Source organism: Pseudomonas sp. IT-P12 (genome assembly GCF_949767465.1).
GTDB lineage: Bacteria > Pseudomonadota > Gammaproteobacteria > Pseudomonadales > Pseudomonadaceae > Aquipseudomonas.
The window spans coordinates 294587-313308 of record NZ_CATKPY010000023.1 but is presented as its reverse complement, the minus strand read 5'-3'; the positions used below and the strand labels follow the sequence as shown (position 1 = coordinate 313308).

Annotated in this window: 20 protein-coding genes; all 20 read left to right on the top strand. The window is 63.8% G+C overall.

The genetic code is table 11. The features are described 5' to 3' along the window. Window positions 1–338 precede the first annotated feature (338 nt). Window positions 339–1058: a beta-ketoacyl synthase chain length factor gene (locus ACM6IM_RS19700; RefSeq protein ID WP_201193805.1), complete on the top strand. Its 720-nt coding sequence runs from the start codon at window positions 339–341 to the stop codon at window positions 1056–1058. Further along, a complete protein-coding gene (locus ACM6IM_RS19695) occupies window positions 1034–1843 on the top strand; it encodes a lysophospholipid acyltransferase family protein (protein ID WP_201193807.1) in 810 nt (269 codons plus the stop codon). Before ACM6IM_RS19700 ends, ACM6IM_RS19695 begins: the two co-directional genes overlap by 25 nt. Next, window positions 1824–2084, top strand: a complete 261-nt coding sequence (locus tag ACM6IM_RS19690) for a phosphopantetheine-binding protein (protein ID WP_414866074.1) — start codon at window positions 1824–1826, stop codon at window positions 2082–2084. Before ACM6IM_RS19695 ends, ACM6IM_RS19690 begins: the two co-directional genes overlap by 20 nt. A 9-nt stretch (window positions 2085–2093) precedes the next feature. Further along, window positions 2094–2348, top strand: coding sequence for an acyl carrier protein (locus ACM6IM_RS19685; protein WP_192307627.1), 255 nt, complete (start codon window positions 2094–2096; stop codon window positions 2346–2348). Further along, window positions 2345–2890 carry a hypothetical protein gene (locus tag ACM6IM_RS19680; protein WP_192307626.1) on the top strand — a complete coding sequence of 182 codons (546 nt, stop codon included), beginning with the start codon at window positions 2345–2347 and terminating at the stop codon, window positions 2888–2890. The genes ACM6IM_RS19685 and ACM6IM_RS19680 overlap by 4 nt, the downstream gene beginning before the upstream one ends. Further along, window positions 2887–4569, top strand: a complete 1683-nt coding sequence (locus ACM6IM_RS19675) for an AMP-binding protein (RefSeq protein WP_414866073.1) — start codon at window positions 2887–2889, stop codon at window positions 4567–4569. The genes ACM6IM_RS19680 and ACM6IM_RS19675 overlap by 4 nt, the downstream gene beginning before the upstream one ends. 131 nt (window positions 4570–4700) lie before the next feature. Further along, entirely contained in the window at window positions 4701–5435 is a 735-nt protein-coding gene (locus ACM6IM_RS19670; RefSeq protein ID WP_414866072.1) for a glycosyltransferase family 2 protein, read from the top strand. Beyond that, on the top strand, window positions 5432–6379 hold the full coding sequence (locus ACM6IM_RS19665; protein WP_414866071.1) for a glycosyl transferase: 948 nt from the start codon (window positions 5432–5434) through the stop codon (window positions 6377–6379). Before ACM6IM_RS19670 ends, ACM6IM_RS19665 begins: the two co-directional genes overlap by 4 nt. Continuing rightward, window positions 6360–7904 carry an HAL/PAL/TAL family ammonia-lyase gene (locus tag ACM6IM_RS19660; RefSeq protein WP_414866070.1) on the top strand — a complete coding sequence of 515 codons (1545 nt, stop codon included), beginning with the start codon at window positions 6360–6362 and terminating at the stop codon, window positions 7902–7904. Before ACM6IM_RS19665 ends, ACM6IM_RS19660 begins: the two co-directional genes overlap by 20 nt. Then, complete coding sequence (locus ACM6IM_RS19655; RefSeq protein WP_414866069.1) at window positions 7897–8322, top strand: acyl-CoA thioesterase; 426 nt, start codon at window positions 7897–7899, stop codon at window positions 8320–8322. Before ACM6IM_RS19660 ends, ACM6IM_RS19655 begins: the two co-directional genes overlap by 8 nt. Beyond that, on the top strand, window positions 8319–9008 hold the full coding sequence (locus ACM6IM_RS19650; RefSeq protein ID WP_414866068.1) for an outer membrane lipoprotein carrier protein LolA: 690 nt from the start codon (window positions 8319–8321) through the stop codon (window positions 9006–9008). Before ACM6IM_RS19655 ends, ACM6IM_RS19650 begins: the two co-directional genes overlap by 4 nt. Next, a complete protein-coding gene (locus ACM6IM_RS19645; RefSeq protein ID WP_414866067.1) occupies window positions 8980–11331 on the top strand; it encodes an MMPL family transporter in 2352 nt (783 codons plus the stop codon). Before ACM6IM_RS19650 ends, ACM6IM_RS19645 begins: the two co-directional genes overlap by 29 nt. Beyond that, window positions 11328–12488 carry a sodium:proton antiporter gene (locus tag ACM6IM_RS19640; protein WP_414866066.1) on the top strand — a complete coding sequence of 387 codons (1161 nt, stop codon included), beginning with the start codon at window positions 11328–11330 and terminating at the stop codon, window positions 12486–12488. The genes ACM6IM_RS19645 and ACM6IM_RS19640 overlap by 4 nt, the downstream gene beginning before the upstream one ends. Then, complete coding sequence (locus ACM6IM_RS19635; protein WP_414866065.1) at window positions 12475–13722, top strand: NAD(P)/FAD-dependent oxidoreductase; 1248 nt, start codon at window positions 12475–12477, stop codon at window positions 13720–13722. The genes ACM6IM_RS19640 and ACM6IM_RS19635 overlap by 14 nt, the downstream gene beginning before the upstream one ends. Continuing rightward, window positions 13719–14444, top strand: a complete 726-nt coding sequence (locus ACM6IM_RS19630; protein ID WP_414866064.1) for a class I SAM-dependent methyltransferase — start codon at window positions 13719–13721, stop codon at window positions 14442–14444. The genes ACM6IM_RS19635 and ACM6IM_RS19630 overlap by 4 nt, the downstream gene beginning before the upstream one ends. Window positions 14445–14491: 47 nt before the next feature. Further along, on the top strand, window positions 14492–15040 hold the full coding sequence (locus ACM6IM_RS19625; RefSeq protein ID WP_414866189.1) for a hypothetical protein: 549 nt from the start codon (window positions 14492–14494) through the stop codon (window positions 15038–15040). Further along, a complete protein-coding gene (locus tag ACM6IM_RS19620; protein ID WP_414866063.1) occupies window positions 15037–16233 on the top strand; it encodes a beta-ketoacyl-[acyl-carrier-protein] synthase family protein in 1197 nt (398 codons plus the stop codon). Before ACM6IM_RS19625 ends, ACM6IM_RS19620 begins: the two co-directional genes overlap by 4 nt. Next, entirely contained in the window at window positions 16230–16706 is a 477-nt protein-coding gene (locus ACM6IM_RS19615; protein WP_414866062.1) for a 3-hydroxylacyl-ACP dehydratase, read from the top strand. Before ACM6IM_RS19620 ends, ACM6IM_RS19615 begins: the two co-directional genes overlap by 4 nt. Further along, window positions 16703–17431 (top strand): 3-oxoacyl-ACP reductase FabG, encoded by a 729-nt coding sequence (fabG, locus tag ACM6IM_RS19610; RefSeq protein ID WP_414866061.1) that lies wholly within the window; start codon window positions 16703–16705, stop codon window positions 17429–17431. The genes ACM6IM_RS19615 and fabG overlap by 4 nt, the downstream gene beginning before the upstream one ends. Continuing rightward, window positions 17431–18660 carry a beta-ketoacyl-ACP synthase gene (locus ACM6IM_RS19605; RefSeq protein ID WP_414866060.1) on the top strand — a complete coding sequence of 410 codons (1230 nt, stop codon included), beginning with the start codon at window positions 17431–17433 and terminating at the stop codon, window positions 18658–18660. Before fabG ends, ACM6IM_RS19605 begins: the two co-directional genes overlap by 1 nt. The last annotated feature ends 62 nt before the right edge of the window (window positions 18661–18722 follow it).

Genomic DNA, 18722 nt, shown 5'->3' with positions numbered 1-18722 from the left:
CGTGTACCTAAAGAATGACCGAGTGTAGTAGTCCCCAGCGTCGCTTTGCTACCTCCCCGTCAGAAGGACTACACCACCCAGTACTAACCCTGACTGCAAAACCCGAAATCCCGCCCTGAAAACGCCTTCGATACCGACAGAAACCGGCGTGCAAACGTGGATAATCGCCGAACGACAGCCACTCGCTCCGCGTTCGTTGTACAAAATGTAACCGGCATTTGCTACGTAGTCGTCGCACCGGGATAATGCGCGCCACTCGGCGCTCAGCATCACATCAGGTGAAAGGCTGTTTTCCACTCGTCGCGTCAAGAAAGCCCGCAGGGGCGGGATGAAAGCCTGTGATCAACTTCAACATCGTCCAATGGCGCGCCTGGGCTCCCGGGCTGGAAAGCACCGAAGACTGGCAAGCCTGGAGCCGACAACCGGTCGCGCCGCAGCGCAGCGAGGCAGCCCCCGACGTCTCGTTTCTACCGGCCATGCAGCGTCGGCGCCTCAGTCGTCTCGCCCGGATGGCGTTCAGTGTTGGCTGGCCACTGGCCGATGGTCGAGCCGATTTACCGTTGGTCTTTATTTCCCGTCACGGCGAAACCCCGCGCACCTTCGACATTCTCAGCGACCTGGCCGCCGAACAACCTCTGTCGCCGACTCAGTTCAGCCTCTCGGTGCATAACGCGGTCATCGGCCTGTGGTCGATCATGCGCGGCGAAACCAGCGAGATGACGGCGCTGGCCGCCGCCGGTGACGGGCTGGAACACGGGATGCTGGAGGCGGCCGCTCTGCTCGCCGAAGGAGCGCCTGCGGTGCTGCTGGTGATTACCGAAGAGCAGCCTCCCGAGGCCTACTCGGACTGGATCGACGACGTACCATTTCCCTACGCGGTCGGCTTGTTGCTGACACCCGGCAACGACTGGCAGCTGTCCCTGAACAGCACACCGGATACGTTGTCCAAAGCCCACTGGCCGCATGCCCTGAACCTCTTGCCTGCCCTGCTCGGCCAGCACACCACCTGCCAACATGCCTGGAAAAATCGTGTATGGACCTGGCAACGCAATCCATGACCGAGAAAAACCGCGATGCCTATTACTGGCGTTGGCTGGCCACTGCTGCAAGCTTTGCCCTTTTCGGGTTCGCCGGGCTGTGCCTGCGCCTGGTGATTTTCCCGGTATTGAGCTGCCTGCCGGGTAGCGCCGAGACCCATCGCCTGCGCGCGCGACGCACCGTCAGCCGCTGTTTCTGGCTGTTCATCCGGATCATGGCCCGTAGCGGCGTACTGACCTACGACATTCAAGGCGCGGACAAGCTCGGTCGCCCCGGCCAGATGATCATCGCCAATCACCCGTCGCTGATCGACGTGGTGTTTCTGATCGGCCTGGTGCGCCACGCCAACTGCGTGGTCAAAAGCAGCCTCTGGGACAACCCCTTCACCCGTGGCCCGCTGCGCCGCACCGACTACATCAGCAACGACGGCAGCATGGACATGCTCGACGCCGCAGCCGATGCTTTGAAAAGCGGCCAGACCCTGATCATCTTTCCCGAAGGCACCCGTACCCAGCCTGGCAAAACGCCCTCCTTTCATCGGGGGGCCGCATCGATCGCCCTGCGCGGTGCGAAAATCCTCACCCCGGTGGTCATCAAGGTCAACCCGACCACCCTGACCAAGGCCGACCCCTGGTACCGGATTCCCAAACGGCGCGTGCACTTCAGTTTTCGGGTCGGCGCCGATATAGATCCACAGGCCTTCGCCGCGCAAGGTCCCGCGCCTCAGGCCTCGCGCAAGCTCAACGATTACCTGCATCACTACTTTACTCAGGAGCTCGCCGAAGATGAGCGATCTACACCGTGAAATCAAAGAACTGATCATCGATGCCCTGGGCCTTGAAGACATCAGCGTCCAGGACATCGGCGACGACCTGACGCTGTTCGGCGAAGGCCTGGGCCTGGACTCCGTCGACGCCCTGGAACTGGGCCTGGCGATCCAGAAAAAATACGGCATCAAAATCGACGCCGACGCCAAGGACACCCGTAACCACTTCAGCAACGTGGCGAGCCTTGCGGCGTTCGTCACTGCAAAACAGGCAGCTTGAGACCGGACCATGCAAACTCGAGAAGACATTTTCAACACCCTGCGCGATGCCTTGGTGGAACTCTTCGAATTGGACCGTGAGCGCGTGAAGCTCGATTCCAACCTGTACCAGGACCTTGAAATCGACAGTATCGACGCAGTCGACCTCATCGACCACATCAAGCGTCAGACCGGCAAGAAAATTGCCGCCGAGGAGTTCAAGTCGGTGCGCACCGTCAACGATGTGGTCGAGGCGGTCTATCGACTGGTTCAACCGGCCGCATGAGGCGACTGATCGGCCTCGGCCTGCTGCTGGCGGGCCTGCTGTACCCCTTCGCGGTGTATTTCGGCATGGAGCACTTTGCGCCCTGGCAGTTCGGCCTGCTGCTGGGCAGCCTGTGGCTGGCCCGGGCCGTGACCGGCGCACGCAAGCCAGGCAGCCTGTGGATGGCCGCTGTCGCCATCGTGTTCTGCCTGCTGCTGGCGCTGTTTGACAGTCCCGCCCTGCTGCGCTGGTACCCGGTGCTGATCAGTGGCTTCATGCTGGTGCTGTTTGGCGTGAGCCTGAAATACGGCCCGCCAATGATCGAGCGCCTGGCCCGGCTGCGCGAACCCCGCTTGCCGGCCAGGGCGATTCGCTACACGCGCCAGGTCACCGTCGCCTGGTGCGTGTTTTTTCTCTGCAACGGATTGTGTGCGGCGGCCCTGACCCTCTGGGCGCCGCTGAGTTGGTGGATGTTGTACACCGGCCTGATCTCCTACGGGTTGATCGGCCTGATGTTTGCCATTGAATGGCTCATACGACAACGGGTAAGAGGCCGCCCATGAATTGGATAAAACTTGAGCGGCTATTGCTCAAGGCGCAACCGCAACGCACCGTGACGGCCGGACCGGCGCTGAATCACGCACAACTATGCGAACAGGCCCTGAGCCTGGCGGCCGGCTTGCAGGCGCAAGGTGTGCAACGCATGGCCGTGCACCTTGAAGACGCCGCCGACCTGGCAATTGCACTGCTCGGCGCCTGGCGTGCCGGGGTCAGCGTGCTGCTGCCGTCCGACCTGCAACCGCAGCCCCGCCAGCGCTGGTCGAGCGAGGTCGACCTGTGGCTGACCGATCAGGCCGGTGACACTCACCTGGCTGACTATCGCCAGGCACCCGCCACGCCCTCTGCCCTCGACCTGGATCGCTGCACGCTGAGCCTGTGCACTTCCGGCTCCAGCGGGGAGCCCAAGCGCATCGATAAAACCCTGCGCCAGCTGGCCAACGAGGTTGAGGCGCTGGAGCAGTTGTGGGGCGCCGACCTGGCCGAGGCCTGGATCATTGGCAGTGTCGCCACCCAGCACATTTATGGTTTGCTGTTTCGGGTGCTGTGGCCGCTGTGCGCCGGTCGGCCGTTCGTGCGCAGGCAACTGGCCTTCCCTGAGGATCTGCAGCGTGCCAGCCGCGAACACCCGGCATTCGCCTGGGTCGCCAGCCCGGCATTGCTCAAGCGCATGGGCGACAACCTCGACTGGCCAGCCTTGAGCGCGGTTCGCCGGGTGTTTTCCTCGGGCGGCGCCCTGCCGGCCGAAGCGGCGCATGGCCTGCAGCAACGCCTGCAACAATGGCCGACCGAGATTCTGGGCAGTTCGGAAACTGGCGGCATTGCGTGGCGTCAGGGCGATACGCTCTGGCAACCCTTCGCCGGTGTCGAGTTGAACCAGGACAGCGACGGCGCGCTGCTCATTGCGTCGCCGTACCTGCCGCCGGGTCATGTCGAGCACACGGCGGATGCCGCGCGAATCGCCGCCGACGGTCGCTTCGAACTGCTGGGACGGCTGGACCGGATCGTCAAACTGGAAGAAAAACGTATTTCGCTGCCCATGCTGGAACAGGCGTTGACGGACCATCAATGGGTTGCCGAGGCGCGCCTGGGCGTGGTTCGGGAGAATCGCGCGTCCTTGGGTGCGCTGCTGGTCCTCAGCGAGTCGGGGCTGCATGCATTGCGCAACCAGGGTCGACGAACCCTCACCCAGGCATTGCGCCAGCACCTGACCCAGCATTGCGAAACCCTCGCCCTGCCGCGCCGCTGGCGCCTGCTGCGGCAACTGCCCCTGAACGCGCAGGGCAAACTGCCCCAGGCCGAGGTGGAAGCCTTGCTGATGGCGCCGCGCCCTAAGGCACCGGAAATCCTCGAGCAGGTCGAAACCGATGGTGAATGGAGCCTGCAACTGGCGGTTCCCCCGGACCTTGCCTATTTCAGCGGCCATTTCCCCCAGGCCCCGGTACTGCCCGGCGTGGTGCAGGTGGAATGGGCCCTGCAATTGGGCCAGCAATTGATGGACCTGCCAGAGAAATTCGCCGGCATGGAAGTGTTGAAGTTCCAGCAACTGGTGCGCCCGGGCGATGAGGTCCAATTGCACCTGCGCTTTGATCCGGCTCGCGGGAAAGTGTATTTCGCTTATCGCAACGAGACGGCCACCTGCTCCAGCGGGCGGATTTTGCTGGAGGCTTTGGGCGATGCATGAGATGAGTGAGTGCTGCGCACGCATTCGCAAGCAGGATCGCTCCCACATCGGGCTTGTGATCGATGCAGCGCCCCTGTGTCAGCCAGCCTGCTCACGAAGCAAACATTCCGGTCTCTCAGGCGTACACCTTCATGCATAACCCTTGCGCCGTCATCCCGGTCTACAACCACGAGAGCGCGATCACCACGGTCGTCGACGCACTGATCGCCTGCGGCCTTCCGTGCATTCTGGTGGATGACGCCAGCGACAAGCCTTGCGCGGCGGTGCTGGACCAACTGGCCCTGCGTGAAAGGGTCTACCTGATTCGCCTCGCCGCCAATCAGGGCAAGGGCGGCGCCGTGATGACCGGCTTGCGCGAAGCCTCGCGCCTGGAGTTCAGCCACGCCTTGCAGGTGGATGCCGACGGCCAGCACGACCTGCAGGATGTCACGACCTTCATCGCACAATCCCGGGCCCATCCCCAGGCGTTGATCTGCGGCTACCCGCAATACGACGCCAGCGTGCCGAAAGGCCGCCTGTACGCGCGCTACCTGACCCACGTGATGGTCTGGATCAACACACTGTCCTTGCAGATCCGCGATTCCATGTGCGGTTTTCGCGTCTATCCATTGCCACCGGTGCTGGCGCTCATCGACTCGGCGAGGATCGGCAAGCGCATGGATTTCGACTCGGACATCCTGGTGCGCCTGGCCTGGCACAACCAGCCGATGCGCTGGTTGCCGACCAAGGTGCATTACCCGCTGGACGGCGTCTCGCACTTTCGCCTGTTTCACGACAACGTATTGATTTCGAGCATGCACACCCGGCTGTTCTTCGGCATGTTGCTGCGCGCTCCGGTGATCCTCTGGCGGCGGTGGCGAGCATGAGTCGTGATGTCGACGAGCAACACTGGGCCGATCGCCAGGAGCGCGGCAGTTTCTGGCTGATGAAGTTCACCGCGTTCGCAGCCAGGGTGCTCGGTCGCCGGCTGCTGAGCCCGCTGCTGTATGGCATCGTGCTGTACTTTTTTTTGTTCGGCCGCACGGCCCGACACAGTGCCTGGCAATATCAACAACGCCTCGCCGACTGGAGTGGCCGCAACGAACTACGTCCCAGCCATTGGCGGGTGTTCGGCCAGTTCATGGCCTTCGCCGATTCGATGCTGGACAAACTCGATGTCTGGAACGGCAAGCTGAGCATCGAGCAGATCGAAATCATCGACCCGGCGTTGCTGCGCAACCAGTTGCGCGGTAGCCGTGGACAGCTGCTGGTGGGGGCCCACTTGGGCAACCTCGAAGTCTGCCGGGCACTGGCGGAGATCGGTGAAAAAGTCACGATGAACGTGCTGGTGCATACCAAGCACGCCGAGCAGTTCAACCGCCTGCTGGGTGAAGCCGGCGCGACCAATCTGCGGTTGATCCAGGTCAGCGAGCTCGACCCGGTGATCATGTTGCAACTGCATGAGCGCCTGGAGCGTGGTGAGTGGCTGGCGATTGCCGGTGATCGCGTGCCCTTGCACGGCGGGCGCAGCCTGACCGTGGACTTCCTCGGCCATCCGGCCAGGTTCCCGCAAGGGCCGTGGCTGCTGGCCGGGCTGTTGAAATGTCCGGTCAACCTGCTGCTGTGCCTGAAGAAGCCCGACGGCGACTATCGACTGACCCTCGAACCGTTCGCCGACACGATCGCCTGGAAACGCAGCGACCGCGAACAGGTCATTCATCAGTGGGCGACCCGCTACGCCGAACGCCTGGGTCACTATTGCCTTGAAGCGCCTCAACAATGGTTCAACTTTTACCCTTTCTGGAAGACCGATGACGACGCCCACGCTTGAGCCGGTAACCTTCGGCGAACTCCCCTTGCGCATCGAAGACGTGCGAGCCCTGGCCAACCGCCAGGTGCCAACGCAATTGCAGGACGACCCCGCCTATCGCGAGCGCATCGCCAAGGGCGCACGCTTCCTCGACTCGCTGCTGGACAAGGAGGGCGTGATCTATGGCGTGACCACCGGCTACGGCGACTCCTGCGTGGTTGCGGTGCCACTGCATCACGTCGAAGCCTTGCCCCGTCATCTGTACACCTTCCACGGCTGCGGCCTGGGCAAGCTGCTCGATGCACAAGCCACACGTGCCGTGCTCGCGGCCCGTTTGCAGTCGCTGTGCCACGGCGTGTCCGGGGTGCGCATCGAGCTGCTGGAGCGCCTGCAGGCATTCCTCGAACACGACATCCTGCCGCTGATTCCCGAGGAAGGCTCGGTCGGTGCCAGCGGCGACCTGACGCCCCTGTCGTACGTCGCCGCGACCCTGTCCGGCGAGCGCGAGGTGATGTATCGCGGCGAACGTCGACACGCCGCCGATGTGCACCGCGAACTCGGCTGGCAGCCGTTGGTGCTACGCCCCAAGGAAGCCCTGGCGCTGATGAACGGCACCGCGGTCATGACCGGCCTCGCCTGCCTGGCGTATGCCCGCGCCGACTACCTGCTGCAACTGGCCACGCGCATCACCGCGCTGAACGTCGTTGCGTTGCAGGGCAACCCGGAGCACTTCGACGAACGCCTGTTCGCCACCAAACCCCATCCGGGGCAGATGCAAGTCGCCGCGTGGCTGCGCCAGGACCTGGCCATCGACGCCCCCACCGCGCCCCTGCACCGCCTGCAAGACCGCTATTCCCTGCGCTGCGCACCGCATGTGCTGGGCGTGCTGGCCGATAGCCTGAACTGGCTGCGCTCGTTCATCGAAACCGAGCTGAACAGCGCCAACGACAACCCGATCATCGACGCCGAAGCCGAACGCGTGCTGCACGGCGGACACTTCTACGGCGGGCACATCGCGTTCGCCATGGACAGCCTGAAAAACCTCGTGGCCAATGTCGCCGATCTGCTCGACCGGCAACTCGCGCTGCTGGTGGACGAGCGCTACAACCATGGTTTGCCGAGCAACCTGTCCGGTGCCACGGCGGATCGCGCCATGCTCAACCACGGTTTCAAGGCCGTGCAGATCGGCACCAGCGCCTGGACCGCCGAAGCGTTGAAAAACACCATGCCGGCCAGCGTGTTCTCGCGTTCCACCGAATGCCACAACCAGGACAAGGTGAGCATGGGCACCATCGCCGCCCGCGACGCGATCCGGGTGCTGGAATTGACCGAACAGGTCGCCGCCGCCACGCTGCTGGCGGCCAATCAGGGCGTGTGGCTGCGCAGCCGGGCCGAGGACGCGCGGCCGTTGCCTCCCGCCCTCGCCGCCATGCACGAAGCACTGGCCAGGGATTTCGCACCGGTCATCGAGGACCGTGCGCTGGAAGGCGAACTGCGCCTGTGCCTGCAACGGATCGCCGAACAACACTGGAGGCTGCATGCGTAGCCAGGGCGTACTTCACACCGATACGGAAATCCTCGTGCCGTTCTTCGACGTCGACAGCATGAACGTCGTCTGGCACGGTCATTACATCAAATACCTGGAAGTCGCCCGCTGTGCGCTGCTGGACAGGATTGGCCACAACTACAACGCGATGGTCGAGTCCGGTTATGCCTGGCCGGTAATCGACTTGCAGTTGCGCTACGTGCGCGCCGCCGTGTTCGGGCAGAAACTCAACGTGCGGGCCAGCCTGGTGGAATGGGAGAACCGCCTGAAGATCCATTACCTGATCAGCGATGTGCAGACCGGGGAGCGCCTGACCCGCGCCAGCTCGGTGCAGGTGGCGGTCGACATGAGCAACCGCGAGATGCAACTCGTCTCTCCAAAGGTCTTCACCAACGCCGTAGAGAGGGCCCTGCCATGATGTCCCCTGGAGCAGCGAGCCCGCTCGCGAGGGTCGTCAACGATGACGCCGGTCGCCTGACATTCCGCCGCGCGCTCAGTTTTTTCGCGAGCAAACTCGTTCCCGCAGTGTGCTGCGTGTTGCTGGTCATTCCGGGGTTGGCCCACGCGTTCGATCTGCAACAGCTCAGCGATCAACTGGCAAAGCCTGACGTCATTCACGGCCATTTCATCCAGGAAAAACACCTGCGTGCCCTGCCCCAGCCGCTGACCAGCCAGGGCACTTTCGTCCTGGCGAAAAACCACGGTTTGCTGTGGCTGCTCAAAACCCCGCTGCAACAGGACTACCGCATCACCGCCAAGGGCATCGCCCGACGCGATGCCGGCGGTTGGCAAATGCTGCCTGGCAAGAGTGCCGGCGCCGAGCAGAACCGTCTGTTCCTGGCCGTGCTCCAAGGCGACAGCAGCGGGCTGCAACGGGACTTCGAACTGTCCCTGAGCGGCGATGCGCAAAACTGGACCCTGGCCTTGATTCCACGCTCGCTGCTGCTCAAGCAGGTATTCAACCAGATCAACATCACGGGTGGAGCGCTGGTGCACAGCATCGAGCTGCTGGAAACCCAGGGCGACCGCACGCTGATGCGCATGCAGGACAGCACCGACACTTCACCCTTGAGCGATGCGGAGCAACAAGACTTTGCCGAGTGAACGCCTGTTGCCACGCCTGTTTCTGCTCCTGCTGCTGGCAGTGCTCGCGCTCGCCGGCTGGCAATGGCGTGACGGCGCTCCGCTGTCGGCCAACCTCATGGAGCTGGTCCCGGGCACCGCGCCGGATGCGCTGGAGCTGCGCGCCGAACAACGCATGCAGGAACCGCTGAACCGCGAAATGCTGGTGCTGGTCGGCCATCAGGATCGCCAGCAAGCCGTCGCCATGGCGCAACAACTGGGCGAGCAATGGCAGGCCAGCGGCCTGTTCGAAAAAGTCCAGTGGACCCTGCAGGCCGACTTGCCGGCCCTGCGCGCGCAACTGCTGCAAGGCCGGCTGGCGATGCTCTCGGCGCAGGATCGCCAGCAACTGATCGAACACCCCGACGCCTTTATCCAGCAACGGGTGCAGGCGCTTTTCGACCCCTTCACCGGCTTCAGCCTGGTACCGAGCCAGGATGACTGGCTGGGCTTGACCGGACGTATCCAGAACAGCCAGCCACAGCACGGTTCGGTGCAACTGGACATCGGCAGCGGTGCACTGGTCGCCGATGCCGACGGCAAGAGCTGGGTGTTGTTGCGCGCCCGCACCACCGGCAATGCCTTCGACATGAACCTGCCATTGCAGGTCGCCGACCTGCTCAAGCACAGCCGCGAACAGGCCGCCCGCTCCGACGTGCAGTTGCTGGCCGCCAGCGGCCTGCTCTACGCCGCCAACGGCCAGCAACAAGCCACCCGCGAGATCACCTGGGTCGGTGGCGGTGCGACCCTCGGCATTCTGCTGCTGTTGCTGCTGGCCTTCCGCCGCTGGCGGGTGCTGCTGGCCTTCGTCCCGGTGCTGGTGGGCATGCTGTTCGGCGCGGTGGCCTGCGTGGCGCTGTTCGGCCGCATGCACGTGATGACCCTGGTGCTCGGCTCGAGCCTGATCGGGGTCGCGGTCGATTACCCGCTGCACTATTTGTCCAAGAGCTGGAGCCTGAGGCCCTGGCACAGCTGGCCGGCCTTGCGCCTGACCTTGCCCGGCCTGACGCTGAGCCTGGTCACCAGTTGCATCGGCTACCTGGCGCTGGCCTGGACACCGTTCCCGGCCCTGACCCAGATCGCCGTGTTCTCCGCCGCCGGCCTGCTGGGCGCCTATCTGTCGGCAGTGTGCCTGTTGCCCGCGCTGCTGAAGGGTGCGGACCTGCGTCCGGCACACTGGCCGCTACGGGTGTCCGAGTACTTGCTGGACCGGCGCGAGGCGCTGCTCGGCATTGCGCGCACGCCGGTGCTGCTGGCGTTGCTGATCGCCTTCTGTGTCGGCGGCCTGCTGCAGCTCGAGAGCAAAAACGATATCCGCCAGTGGATCGGCGCGCCGCAACAATTGACCGATGAAGCCCAGACCATTGCGCGCATCACCGGCTATCAACCCACCAGCCAGTTTTTCCTGGTGCGGGCGGCCAATCAGCCTCAATTGCTGGAGCGCCAGACGGCCCTGAGCGAGCGGCTGGAGCAGTTGGTGAACCTGGACAAACTCAATGGCTATCTGTCGCTCAATCAATTGGTCAGCCCGCCCGCCGAACAACAGCGCACACGTGAAGCGCTGGCCAGGTTGCCGCAGTTCTGGCAGCCGCTGCTGGCCGTCGGAGTACCGCTTCAGGCACTGAAAACCGAACTGGCGACCTTGCAGGCCCTGCCCACCGAAGACATCGACAGTGCGCTGACCGGCCCGTTGGCCGAACCCTATCGCACACTGTGGCTGGGTTCGACCGATGACGGCGTGGCGGCGATGGTCAGCCTGCAGGGGCTGAACGATTCCGCACTGTTGCGGGTTCAGGTGCTGGATTTGCCGGGCGTGGAACTGGTGGATCGACTGGGCGACCTGAACAAGGTCTTTGCCCAGACACAGATCAGCGCCGCTGAATTGAAACTCGCCTCCTGCGTATTGATCGTGCTGGTGCTGATGCTGCCGTTCGGCCTCGGTGGCGCGCTGCGCATCGTCGCCCTGCCGCTGCTGGCGGCAGTGTGCAGCCTCGCCAGCCTGGGCTGGCTCGGCCAGCCGCTGACACTGTTCAGCCTGTTCGGCCTGTTGCTGGTGACGGCGATCAGCGTCGACTACGCGATTCTGATGCGCGAGCAGGTCGGCGGTGCTGCCGTGAGTCTGCTGGGCACCTTGCTGGCGGCACTGACCACCTGGCTGTCGTTCGGCCTGCTGGCGGTGTCCAGCACCCCGGCGGTGAGCAACTTCGGGCTGTCGGTAAGCCTGGGCCTGGCCTTCAGCTTCCTGCTCGCGCCGTGGGCCGGGCGGCAGGTACACGCGGCGCCGGCTGCGGAGTCGGCGACATGATGGTCGCACTGTTCTGGGCCATGGCCCTGGCGCTGTTCGCCGTGGCCACGCGGGTGGGGCGGCACTTCGGGCTGATCCCCATCGTCAGCCAGTTGCTGCTCGCCACCCTCGGCCTGCCCCTGTTGATGTATTTCTGGATCGAGCCGCATTGGCAGTTGAGCGGTGCGACGCTGGTCGCGCCGCTCTGGCTGAAAAACCTCTACAGTCTGAGTTTCGCCTTGTTGCTGGGCTTTATCCTCAGTGACGTGATCGACCTGAAACTCGATCGCCAGAGCCTGAAAATCGCCCTCCCGAGTTTCTGCGTGCCGTTTGCCTGCGGGCTCGCGACGGCCGTCTGGCTGCTGCCGCCACAGCCGTGGATCAGCTCCCTGGCGGTCGGCCTGCTGTTCGCCATCACCGCGATTCCGGTGCTGTATCTGTATTTGCGGCACATCGGTTACCCGACCGCCGCCACCCGGCGCCTGGTGCAGACCGCGATCCTGATCGACCTCACCTGCTGGACAGTCTTTGCCATCGCCCAGGGCAGCCTGCATTTGAGCAGCCTGCTGTTGCCGCTGGCCTGTGCCGGCGTGCCCTTGTTGCTGCGCGTGCTCGGTGGGCGGCGGCCACGGTTGTACAGCACCTGTTTCTTCGCCTTGCTGGTAGTGGCCGAGCACTACAAGCTCAACGCGTTGATGGTCGGTATAGGCTATCTGCTGTGCATGGCCGCGCTGAAAGTGCCACTGGTGCTGCCGCTGCCAGCGAACTGGATCACCGGCTTGCAGACCTGGATCGCGATTCCGCTGATCCTCACGTTCGGCATCGTACAGATCGACGTCCACAGTGCCATGGGCAGTCTCGGCTGGCTGCAACTGGGCGCACTGTTGCTGCTTCCGGTGGCCAGCAAGCTGCTGGGCAACTGGCTGGGCCTGGGTTGGGCCGGCGCTTCGTTTGCAGGCGCCAGCCGCTGGCGCGAGAGCGTGCTGCTCAACATTCGCGGCTTGAGCGAGATCGTCTTTCTCAACCTGTTGTTGCAACAACACCTCATCAGCCCGCCGCTCTACTTTGCGCTGATGCTGATGGGCCTGATCGCGACATTGATGCCGGCCCTGATCGGCCTGCATCGAATCCCCCTGGAAGCCGCCACACCGCAAAGGAACTCCCATGCCAACCGCTGAAATGGAACGTCGTCAGGTCGTGATCATCGGGGCGGGCCCTTCGGGTGCCATCGCTGCCGCGCTGCTCAAGCGCAAAGGGCATGACGTGCTGGTGATCGAACGCCAGCACTTTCCACGGTTTTCCATCGGCGAAAGCCTGTTGTCCCATTGCCTGGACTTCGTCGAGGAAGCCGGCATGCTCGATGCGGTCAACGCCGCCGGGTTCCAGCTGAAAACCGGCGCGGCGTTCGCCTGGGGCGAGCAGTACACCAGCTTCGACTTTGGCGACACCTTCAGCCAGGGCAAACCGACGACCTTCCAGGTCCTGCGGGCGGATTTCGACAAGCTGCTGGCCGATCAGGCAGCGCTGCAAGGCGTGGACATCCGCTACGGCGAGACCATCGTCAGCGTCGACATCGACCGGGAAAAACCGTGGCTCGGCGTGCAACGCGAAGACGGCAGCGAGTACCGCATCGAAGCCGATTTCATGCTCGATGCCAGCGGTTACGGCCGCGTCCTGCCGCGCTTGCTCGACCTTGAGGCACCGTCGAACTTCCCGGTGCGCCAGGCGGTGTTCACCCACATCGAAGACCATATCGACCAGCCGGGTTTCGACCGCACGAAAATCCTCATCACCACCCATCCGACCCAGCGCGATGTCTGGTTCTGGACCATACCGTTCAGCAATGGCCGCTGCTCGCTGGGCGTGGTGGCGGCAGCGGAGCATTTCCACGGTTGCAGCGAGAACCTGGACGACTGCCTGCGCGGTTTCGTTGCCCAGACCCCCAGCCTCAGCGGCGTGCTGGGCAATGCCGTGTGGGACACCCCGGCACGCGTCATCGGCGGGTATTCGGCCAACGTCAAGACCCTGCATGGTCCGGGCTATGCCTTGCTGGGCAACGCGGCGGAATTTCTCGACCCGGTCTTCTCTTCCGGCGTGACCATCGCCATGCGCTCGGCGAGCATGGCCGCCGGGGTCCTGCACCGTCAGTTGCAAGGCGAACGTGTCGACTGGCAGCGCGAATTCGCCGAACCGCTCAAGCGCGGTGTCGATACGTTCCGCTGTTACGTCGAGGGCTGGTACGCCGGCACGTTCCAGGATGTGATTTATCATCCGGACAGCTCGCCCGACATCCGCCGCATGATCAGCTCGATTCTCGCCGGTTACGCCTGGGATGAGCGCAACCCGTTCGTCGCCGAACCCAAACGCCGACTGCGAATGCTGTCAGAACTCTGTGCAAGGGATGCAACATGAATTACTTGAGCGACCACTACGTCGAGGAGACTCGCTTCGGTCTCTGGTTCCTGCGCAGCCATACCTGGCAGCATCATGTGTTGCGGGTGGCGATCAATGATCTGCGCAGCCTGTTCAGCGAACCGTTGCCGGACCGTCCCGTGCTGCTCGATGCCGGTTGCGGCCAGGGCAAGTCCTTTCAGCACCTGCGCCAGACCTTTGCCCCACAGCGCCTGCTCGGTGTCGATGCCGACCCGCACAGCCTCGACCAGAGCCACGCTGAAGCCGTGCGCCAGGGCATCGACGTCGAGCTGCTGGGCGGTGACTGCGCCACCCTGCCCGTACCGGATGCCAGCGTCGACCTGTTGTTCTGTCACCAGACCTTCCATCATCTGGTGGAACAGGAAAAGGCCCTGGCCGAGTTCTACCGGGTGCTCAAGCCGGGTGGCCACCTGCTGTTCGCCGAGTCCACCGAGGCTTACATTGATACCTGGGTCATCCGCTGGTTGTTCCGCCACCCCATGCACGTGCAGAAAAGCGCCGCCCAGTACCTCGAGATGATTCGTCGCCAGGGTTTTGAATTCGAGCCGCACAATGTGTCTTATCCGTATTTGTGGTGGAGCCGGTCCAGGGATTTCGGCCTGCTTGAACGTTTTGGCCTGCGCCAGCCGAAACCCTTTGGCCAGCGGGAAGAAACCCTGGTCAACGTGGTGGCGCGCAAGCCATTGGCAGGAACTGAGTGATGTTCAACGTTAATCGTGCGTGCTCTGCAGGAGCGAGCCTGCTCGCGATGGTCGTCAACGATAACGCTGGTTTTCTGAACGCCCGCGGTGCCTGGCAGCGCTTCGCGAGCAAACTCGCTCCGACAGGTCTGCTGTTTGCTGCCTTGCTGCTGAGCGCATGCACCAGCCGATCCCCGCTGCCAGAGCAAACGCCGAACCTGCCGTTGCCCCAACAATTGCACATCCAGCGCCTGCTGGACGGCCAGCGTCAGGACTGGGTGCTGGTGATCGCCCGCGAAGGTTCGGGCATTCGCTGGTCGATGATGGATTTGCTGGGCATCCCCCAGGCACGCCAGAAACTGATCGACGGCCAGTGGCAGGCGGACGGCTTGCTCCCCCCTGACCCGGAGGCACGGGCATTGTTCGCCGCATTGCTGTTCGCCCTGACACCCGAGAACGAATTGTCGGTCAACTACCCGCAGGCCTGGCAACATGGTGCCCAGCGCTCGTTGCCGGAACATTGGGATGTGCGCTACTCCCGACCGTTGAACTTTGAACTGAAACTGCCCAAGGGCCCGACGTATCAAGTCACGCCCCTGACCGGTGAAACACCATGACCGCCTACCTCAATGCCCTCGGGGTGATCTGCGCCCTGGGCCGCGACAAACAGCAGGTTGCACGCAACCTGTTTGCCGGCGATTGCTCCGGCATGCGCAGCGAGGCCGGCTGGGTGCCGGAACGTTCGATACCCGTGGCCGCCGTGCGCGGTGACCTGGCGCCGATCCCGCCTGAACTGGCACGGCAAAGCAGCCGCAACAACCAACTGTTGCTGGAAGCAGCGTTGCAGATCCGCGACGACATCGACCGCGCGATCCACACCTACGGGCGCGACCGTATCGGCGTGGTCCTTGGCACCAGCACGTCGGGCATCGACGAAGCCAGCCAAGGCCTGGCCCATTACATCCGCGAACAGCAGTTCCCGGCCGAATACGACTACCGACAACAGGAGCTCGGCGCACCGGCGGACTTCCTTGCGGACTGGCTGCAGTTGAGCGGTCCGGCCTACGTGATTTCCACCGCCTGCACCTCCAGCGCCCGGGCGCTGATGAGCGCGCAACGCCTGCTGGATCTGGGCCTGTGCGACGCCGTGCTGTGCGGGGGCGTGGACACGCTGTGCAAACTGACCCTCAATGGCTTTTCAGCGCTGGAAGCCGTGTCAGGACAACGCTGCAACCCCTTCTCGGTGAACCGCAACGGGATCAACATCGGTGAAGCGGCGGCGCTGTTCCTGATGACCCGACAGCCGAACGACACCCCCTCGATTGCCCTGCTCGGCTGCGGCGCCAGCTCCGATGCCCACCACATTTCCGCACCGGAGCCGACCGGCCGCGGCGCCCTGCAAGCGATGCGCAAGGCCCTGGGCCGGGCTCAGCTGCAACCCGGACAGATCAGCTACCTGAACCTGCACGGCACGGCCACCCAACACAACGATGCCATGGAAAGCCTGGCCGTCGCGGCGTTGTTTGCGCACGGCGTGCCGTGCTCGTCGACCAAACCCATGACGGGCCACACCCTCGGCGCAGCCGGCGCGCTGGAAGCGGCGTTCTGCTGGCTGAGCCTGAGTGCGGACAATCACCGGCAAGCGCTGCCGCCTCATGTCTGGGACGGCCAGCAGGATCCCGACCTGCCGCCCTTGAAATGGGTGACCACAACCGATCATCTGACGTCCATTGCACCTCGCTATCTGATGAGCAATTCCTTTGCCTTCGGTGGCAATAATGTCAGCCTGATTATCGGAGACGCCCCATGATTGACTGGCCGCTCGCCGAACTGCTGCCGCACGCCGGCGACATGATCCTCATCGATCAGATCCTGGCGTTCGATGACGAGCAGATTCGCACCCGCCTCACCGTCAGGCCCGATGGCCTGTTCAGTCGTCCCGACGGCGGCCTGCCGGCATGGGTCGGCATCGAATTGATGGCCCAGAGCGTGGCCGCCTACGCCGGTTGCCATGCGCGACAGCGCGGCGATGCCGTGGCGCTGGGTTTCCTGCTGGGCACGCGCAAGTTCGAATGCAACGTCGATCATTTCCCTGCGGGAACCGAGCTGGCCATCCACGGCATTCGCTCGCTGGAAGACGACAACGGCATGGGCGTGTTCGAATGCCATATCAACGCTCCCGGCATTCATGCGACCGCTCGTCTGAATGTGTTTCGACCGCCGCAGGCCGACCAATACCTGCATGAAACGCCACAAGCCCCTTCACAAGGAACCCAGGCATGACTGAATCCGTACTGGTCACCGGTTCCAGCCGTGGCATCGGCCGCGCCATCGCCCTGCGCCTGGCCCAGGCCGGCTACGACATCGTGCTGCATTGCCGCAGCGGCCTTGCAGACGCCGAGGCCGTGAAGGCCGACATCGAAACCCTGGGCCGCCAGGCGCGCATCCTGCAATTCGACGTCTCCGACCGCGCCAGTTGCAAGGCGGCCCTGGAAGCCGACGTTGACAGCCACGGCGCCTATTACGGTGTGGTGCTCAACGCCGGCCTGACACGCGACGGTGCATTTCCAGCGCTGAGCGAGGATGATTGGGATGTGGTGATGCGGACCAACCTCGACGGTTTCTACAACGTGCTGCACCCGGTCATGATGCCGATGATCCGTCGTCGCGCGGCCGGACGCATCGTTTGCATCACCTCGGTTTCCGGTTTGATCGGCAATCGCGGCCAGGTCAACTACAGCGCTTCGAAGGCCGGCCTGATCGGCGCGGCCAAGGCACTGGCCATCGAACTGGGCAAGCGCAGAATCACCGTCAACTGTGTCGCCCCCGGCCTGATCGACACAGCCATGCTCGACGAAAATGTGCCGGTGGAAGAACTGATGAAAATGATTCCCGCACAACGCATGGGCACGCCTGAAGAAGTGGCCGGCGCGGTGAATTTCCTGATGTCCGCGGAAGCGTCGTACATCACCCGGCAGGTGCTGGCCGTCAACGGGGGCCTGTGCTGATGAAGCGCGTCGTCGTCACCGGCATGGCCGGCATCACCTCGCTGGGCAGCGACTGGGACACCATCGCCGCCCATTTCGCGGGCAATCGCAGCGGCATTCGCCGGATGCACGAGTGGGATCGCTTCACCGAACTCAACACACGCCTGGCCGGCCCGATCGATGATTTCAAAGTGCCAAGCCACTGGACTCGCAAGCAACTGCGCAGCATGGGCCGCGTCTCGCGCCTGGCCGTCGGTGCAGCGGAACAGGCACTGGCCGACGCCGGATTGCTGGGCGACGAGTCGATCAAGGACGGGCGCATGGGTGTCGCCTGCGGTTCGTCCACGGGCAGCACCGACGAGATCAAGGCGTTCGGCAACATGCTGCTCAACTCCGTCGCCGAGGGCCTCAACGCCAACTCCTACGTGCGGATGATGCCGCACACCACGGCGGCGAACATCAGCATCTTCTTCGGCCTGACCGGCCGGCTGATCCCCACCTCCAGCGCCTGCACCAGCGGCAGCCAGGGCATCGGCTATGCCTATGAAGCGATCAAGTTCGGTCGCCTGCCACTGATGCTGGCCGGTGGCGCCGAAGAACTGTGCCCCACTGAAGCCATGGTGTTCGACGCGCTGTATGCCACCAGCCTGAAAAACGACGCGCCACAGACGTCGCCGCGCCCCTACGACAGCGGTCGCGATGGCCTGGTGATCGGTGAAGGTGGCGGCATGCTGGTACTCGAGGAACTCGAGCATGCCCTGGCGCGCGGCGCGCATATCCACGCCGAAATCGTCGGCTTCGGCAGCAACGCCGACGGCCAGCACACCACCCGCCCGGAACAGGCGACCATGCGCCGCGCCATGGAACTGGCACTGGAAGACGCCAGCTTGCAGCCATCGGACATCGGCTACGTCAACGGTCACGGCACCGCCACCGAACAGGGCGACATCGCCGAAACCCTGGCGACCAGCAGCCTGTTCGGCGAGCACATGCCGATCAGTTCGCAAAAGAGCTTCCTCGGCCACACCCTCGGCGCCTGCGGTGCACTGGAGTCCTGGTTCAGCATCGAAATGCTCAATCGCGACCTGTACGTCCACACCCTCAATCTCGATGAGGTGGACCCGCATTGCGGCCCGCTCGACTACCTGCGCGGCGAGTTCCGGCAGATGCACAACCAGTACGTGATGAACAACAACTTTGCCTTTGGCGGGGTGAACACGTCGTTGATTTTCCGGCGTTGGTCTCAGTAGCGCCAGAACGACAAAGGGCGCCTTTCGGCGCCCTTTCACAAACAGCTCGGCTTCAAACCTTC

What these genes read in the sequence shown, in the direction of transcription:
- ACM6IM_RS19695 (WP_201193807.1), top strand. Translation starts at nt 1,034, where the DNA reads ATGGACCTGGCAACGCAATCCATGACCGAGAAAAACCGCGATGCCTAT.
- ACM6IM_RS19690 (WP_414866074.1), top strand. Translation starts at nt 1,824, where the DNA reads ATGAGCGATCTACACCGTGAAATCAAAGAACTGATCATCGATGCCCTG.
- ACM6IM_RS19685 (WP_192307627.1), top strand. Translation starts at nt 2,094, where the DNA reads ATGCAAACTCGAGAAGACATTTTCAACACCCTGCGCGATGCCTTGGTG.
- ACM6IM_RS19680 (WP_192307626.1), top strand. Translation starts at nt 2,345, where the DNA reads ATGAGGCGACTGATCGGCCTCGGCCTGCTGCTGGCGGGCCTGCTGTAC.
- ACM6IM_RS19675 (WP_414866073.1), top strand. Translation starts at nt 2,887, where the DNA reads ATGAATTGGATAAAACTTGAGCGGCTATTGCTCAAGGCGCAACCGCAA.
- ACM6IM_RS19670 (WP_414866072.1), top strand. Translation starts at nt 4,701, where the DNA reads ATGCATAACCCTTGCGCCGTCATCCCGGTCTACAACCACGAGAGCGCG.
- ACM6IM_RS19665 (WP_414866071.1), top strand. Translation starts at nt 5,432, where the DNA reads ATGAGTCGTGATGTCGACGAGCAACACTGGGCCGATCGCCAGGAGCGC.
- ACM6IM_RS19660 (WP_414866070.1), top strand. Translation starts at nt 6,360, where the DNA reads ATGACGACGCCCACGCTTGAGCCGGTAACCTTCGGCGAACTCCCCTTG.
- ACM6IM_RS19655 (WP_414866069.1), top strand. Translation starts at nt 7,897, where the DNA reads ATGCGTAGCCAGGGCGTACTTCACACCGATACGGAAATCCTCGTGCCG.
- ACM6IM_RS19650 (WP_414866068.1), top strand. Translation starts at nt 8,319, where the DNA reads ATGATGTCCCCTGGAGCAGCGAGCCCGCTCGCGAGGGTCGTCAACGAT.
- ACM6IM_RS19645 (WP_414866067.1), top strand. Translation starts at nt 8,980, where the DNA reads ATGCGGAGCAACAAGACTTTGCCGAGTGAACGCCTGTTGCCACGCCTG.
- ACM6IM_RS19640 (WP_414866066.1), top strand. Translation starts at nt 11,328, where the DNA reads ATGATGGTCGCACTGTTCTGGGCCATGGCCCTGGCGCTGTTCGCCGTG.
- ACM6IM_RS19635 (WP_414866065.1), top strand. Translation starts at nt 12,475, where the DNA reads ATGCCAACCGCTGAAATGGAACGTCGTCAGGTCGTGATCATCGGGGCG.
- ACM6IM_RS19630 (WP_414866064.1), top strand. Translation starts at nt 13,719, where the DNA reads ATGAATTACTTGAGCGACCACTACGTCGAGGAGACTCGCTTCGGTCTC.
- ACM6IM_RS19625 (WP_414866189.1), top strand. Translation starts at nt 14,492, where the DNA reads ATGGTCGTCAACGATAACGCTGGTTTTCTGAACGCCCGCGGTGCCTGG.
- ACM6IM_RS19620 (WP_414866063.1), top strand. Translation starts at nt 15,037, where the DNA reads ATGACCGCCTACCTCAATGCCCTCGGGGTGATCTGCGCCCTGGGCCGC.
- ACM6IM_RS19615 (WP_414866062.1), top strand. Translation starts at nt 16,230, where the DNA reads ATGATTGACTGGCCGCTCGCCGAACTGCTGCCGCACGCCGGCGACATG.
- fabG (WP_414866061.1), top strand. Translation starts at nt 16,703, where the DNA reads ATGACTGAATCCGTACTGGTCACCGGTTCCAGCCGTGGCATCGGCCGC.
- ACM6IM_RS19605 (WP_414866060.1), top strand. Translation starts at nt 17,431, where the DNA reads ATGAAGCGCGTCGTCGTCACCGGCATGGCCGGCATCACCTCGCTGGGC.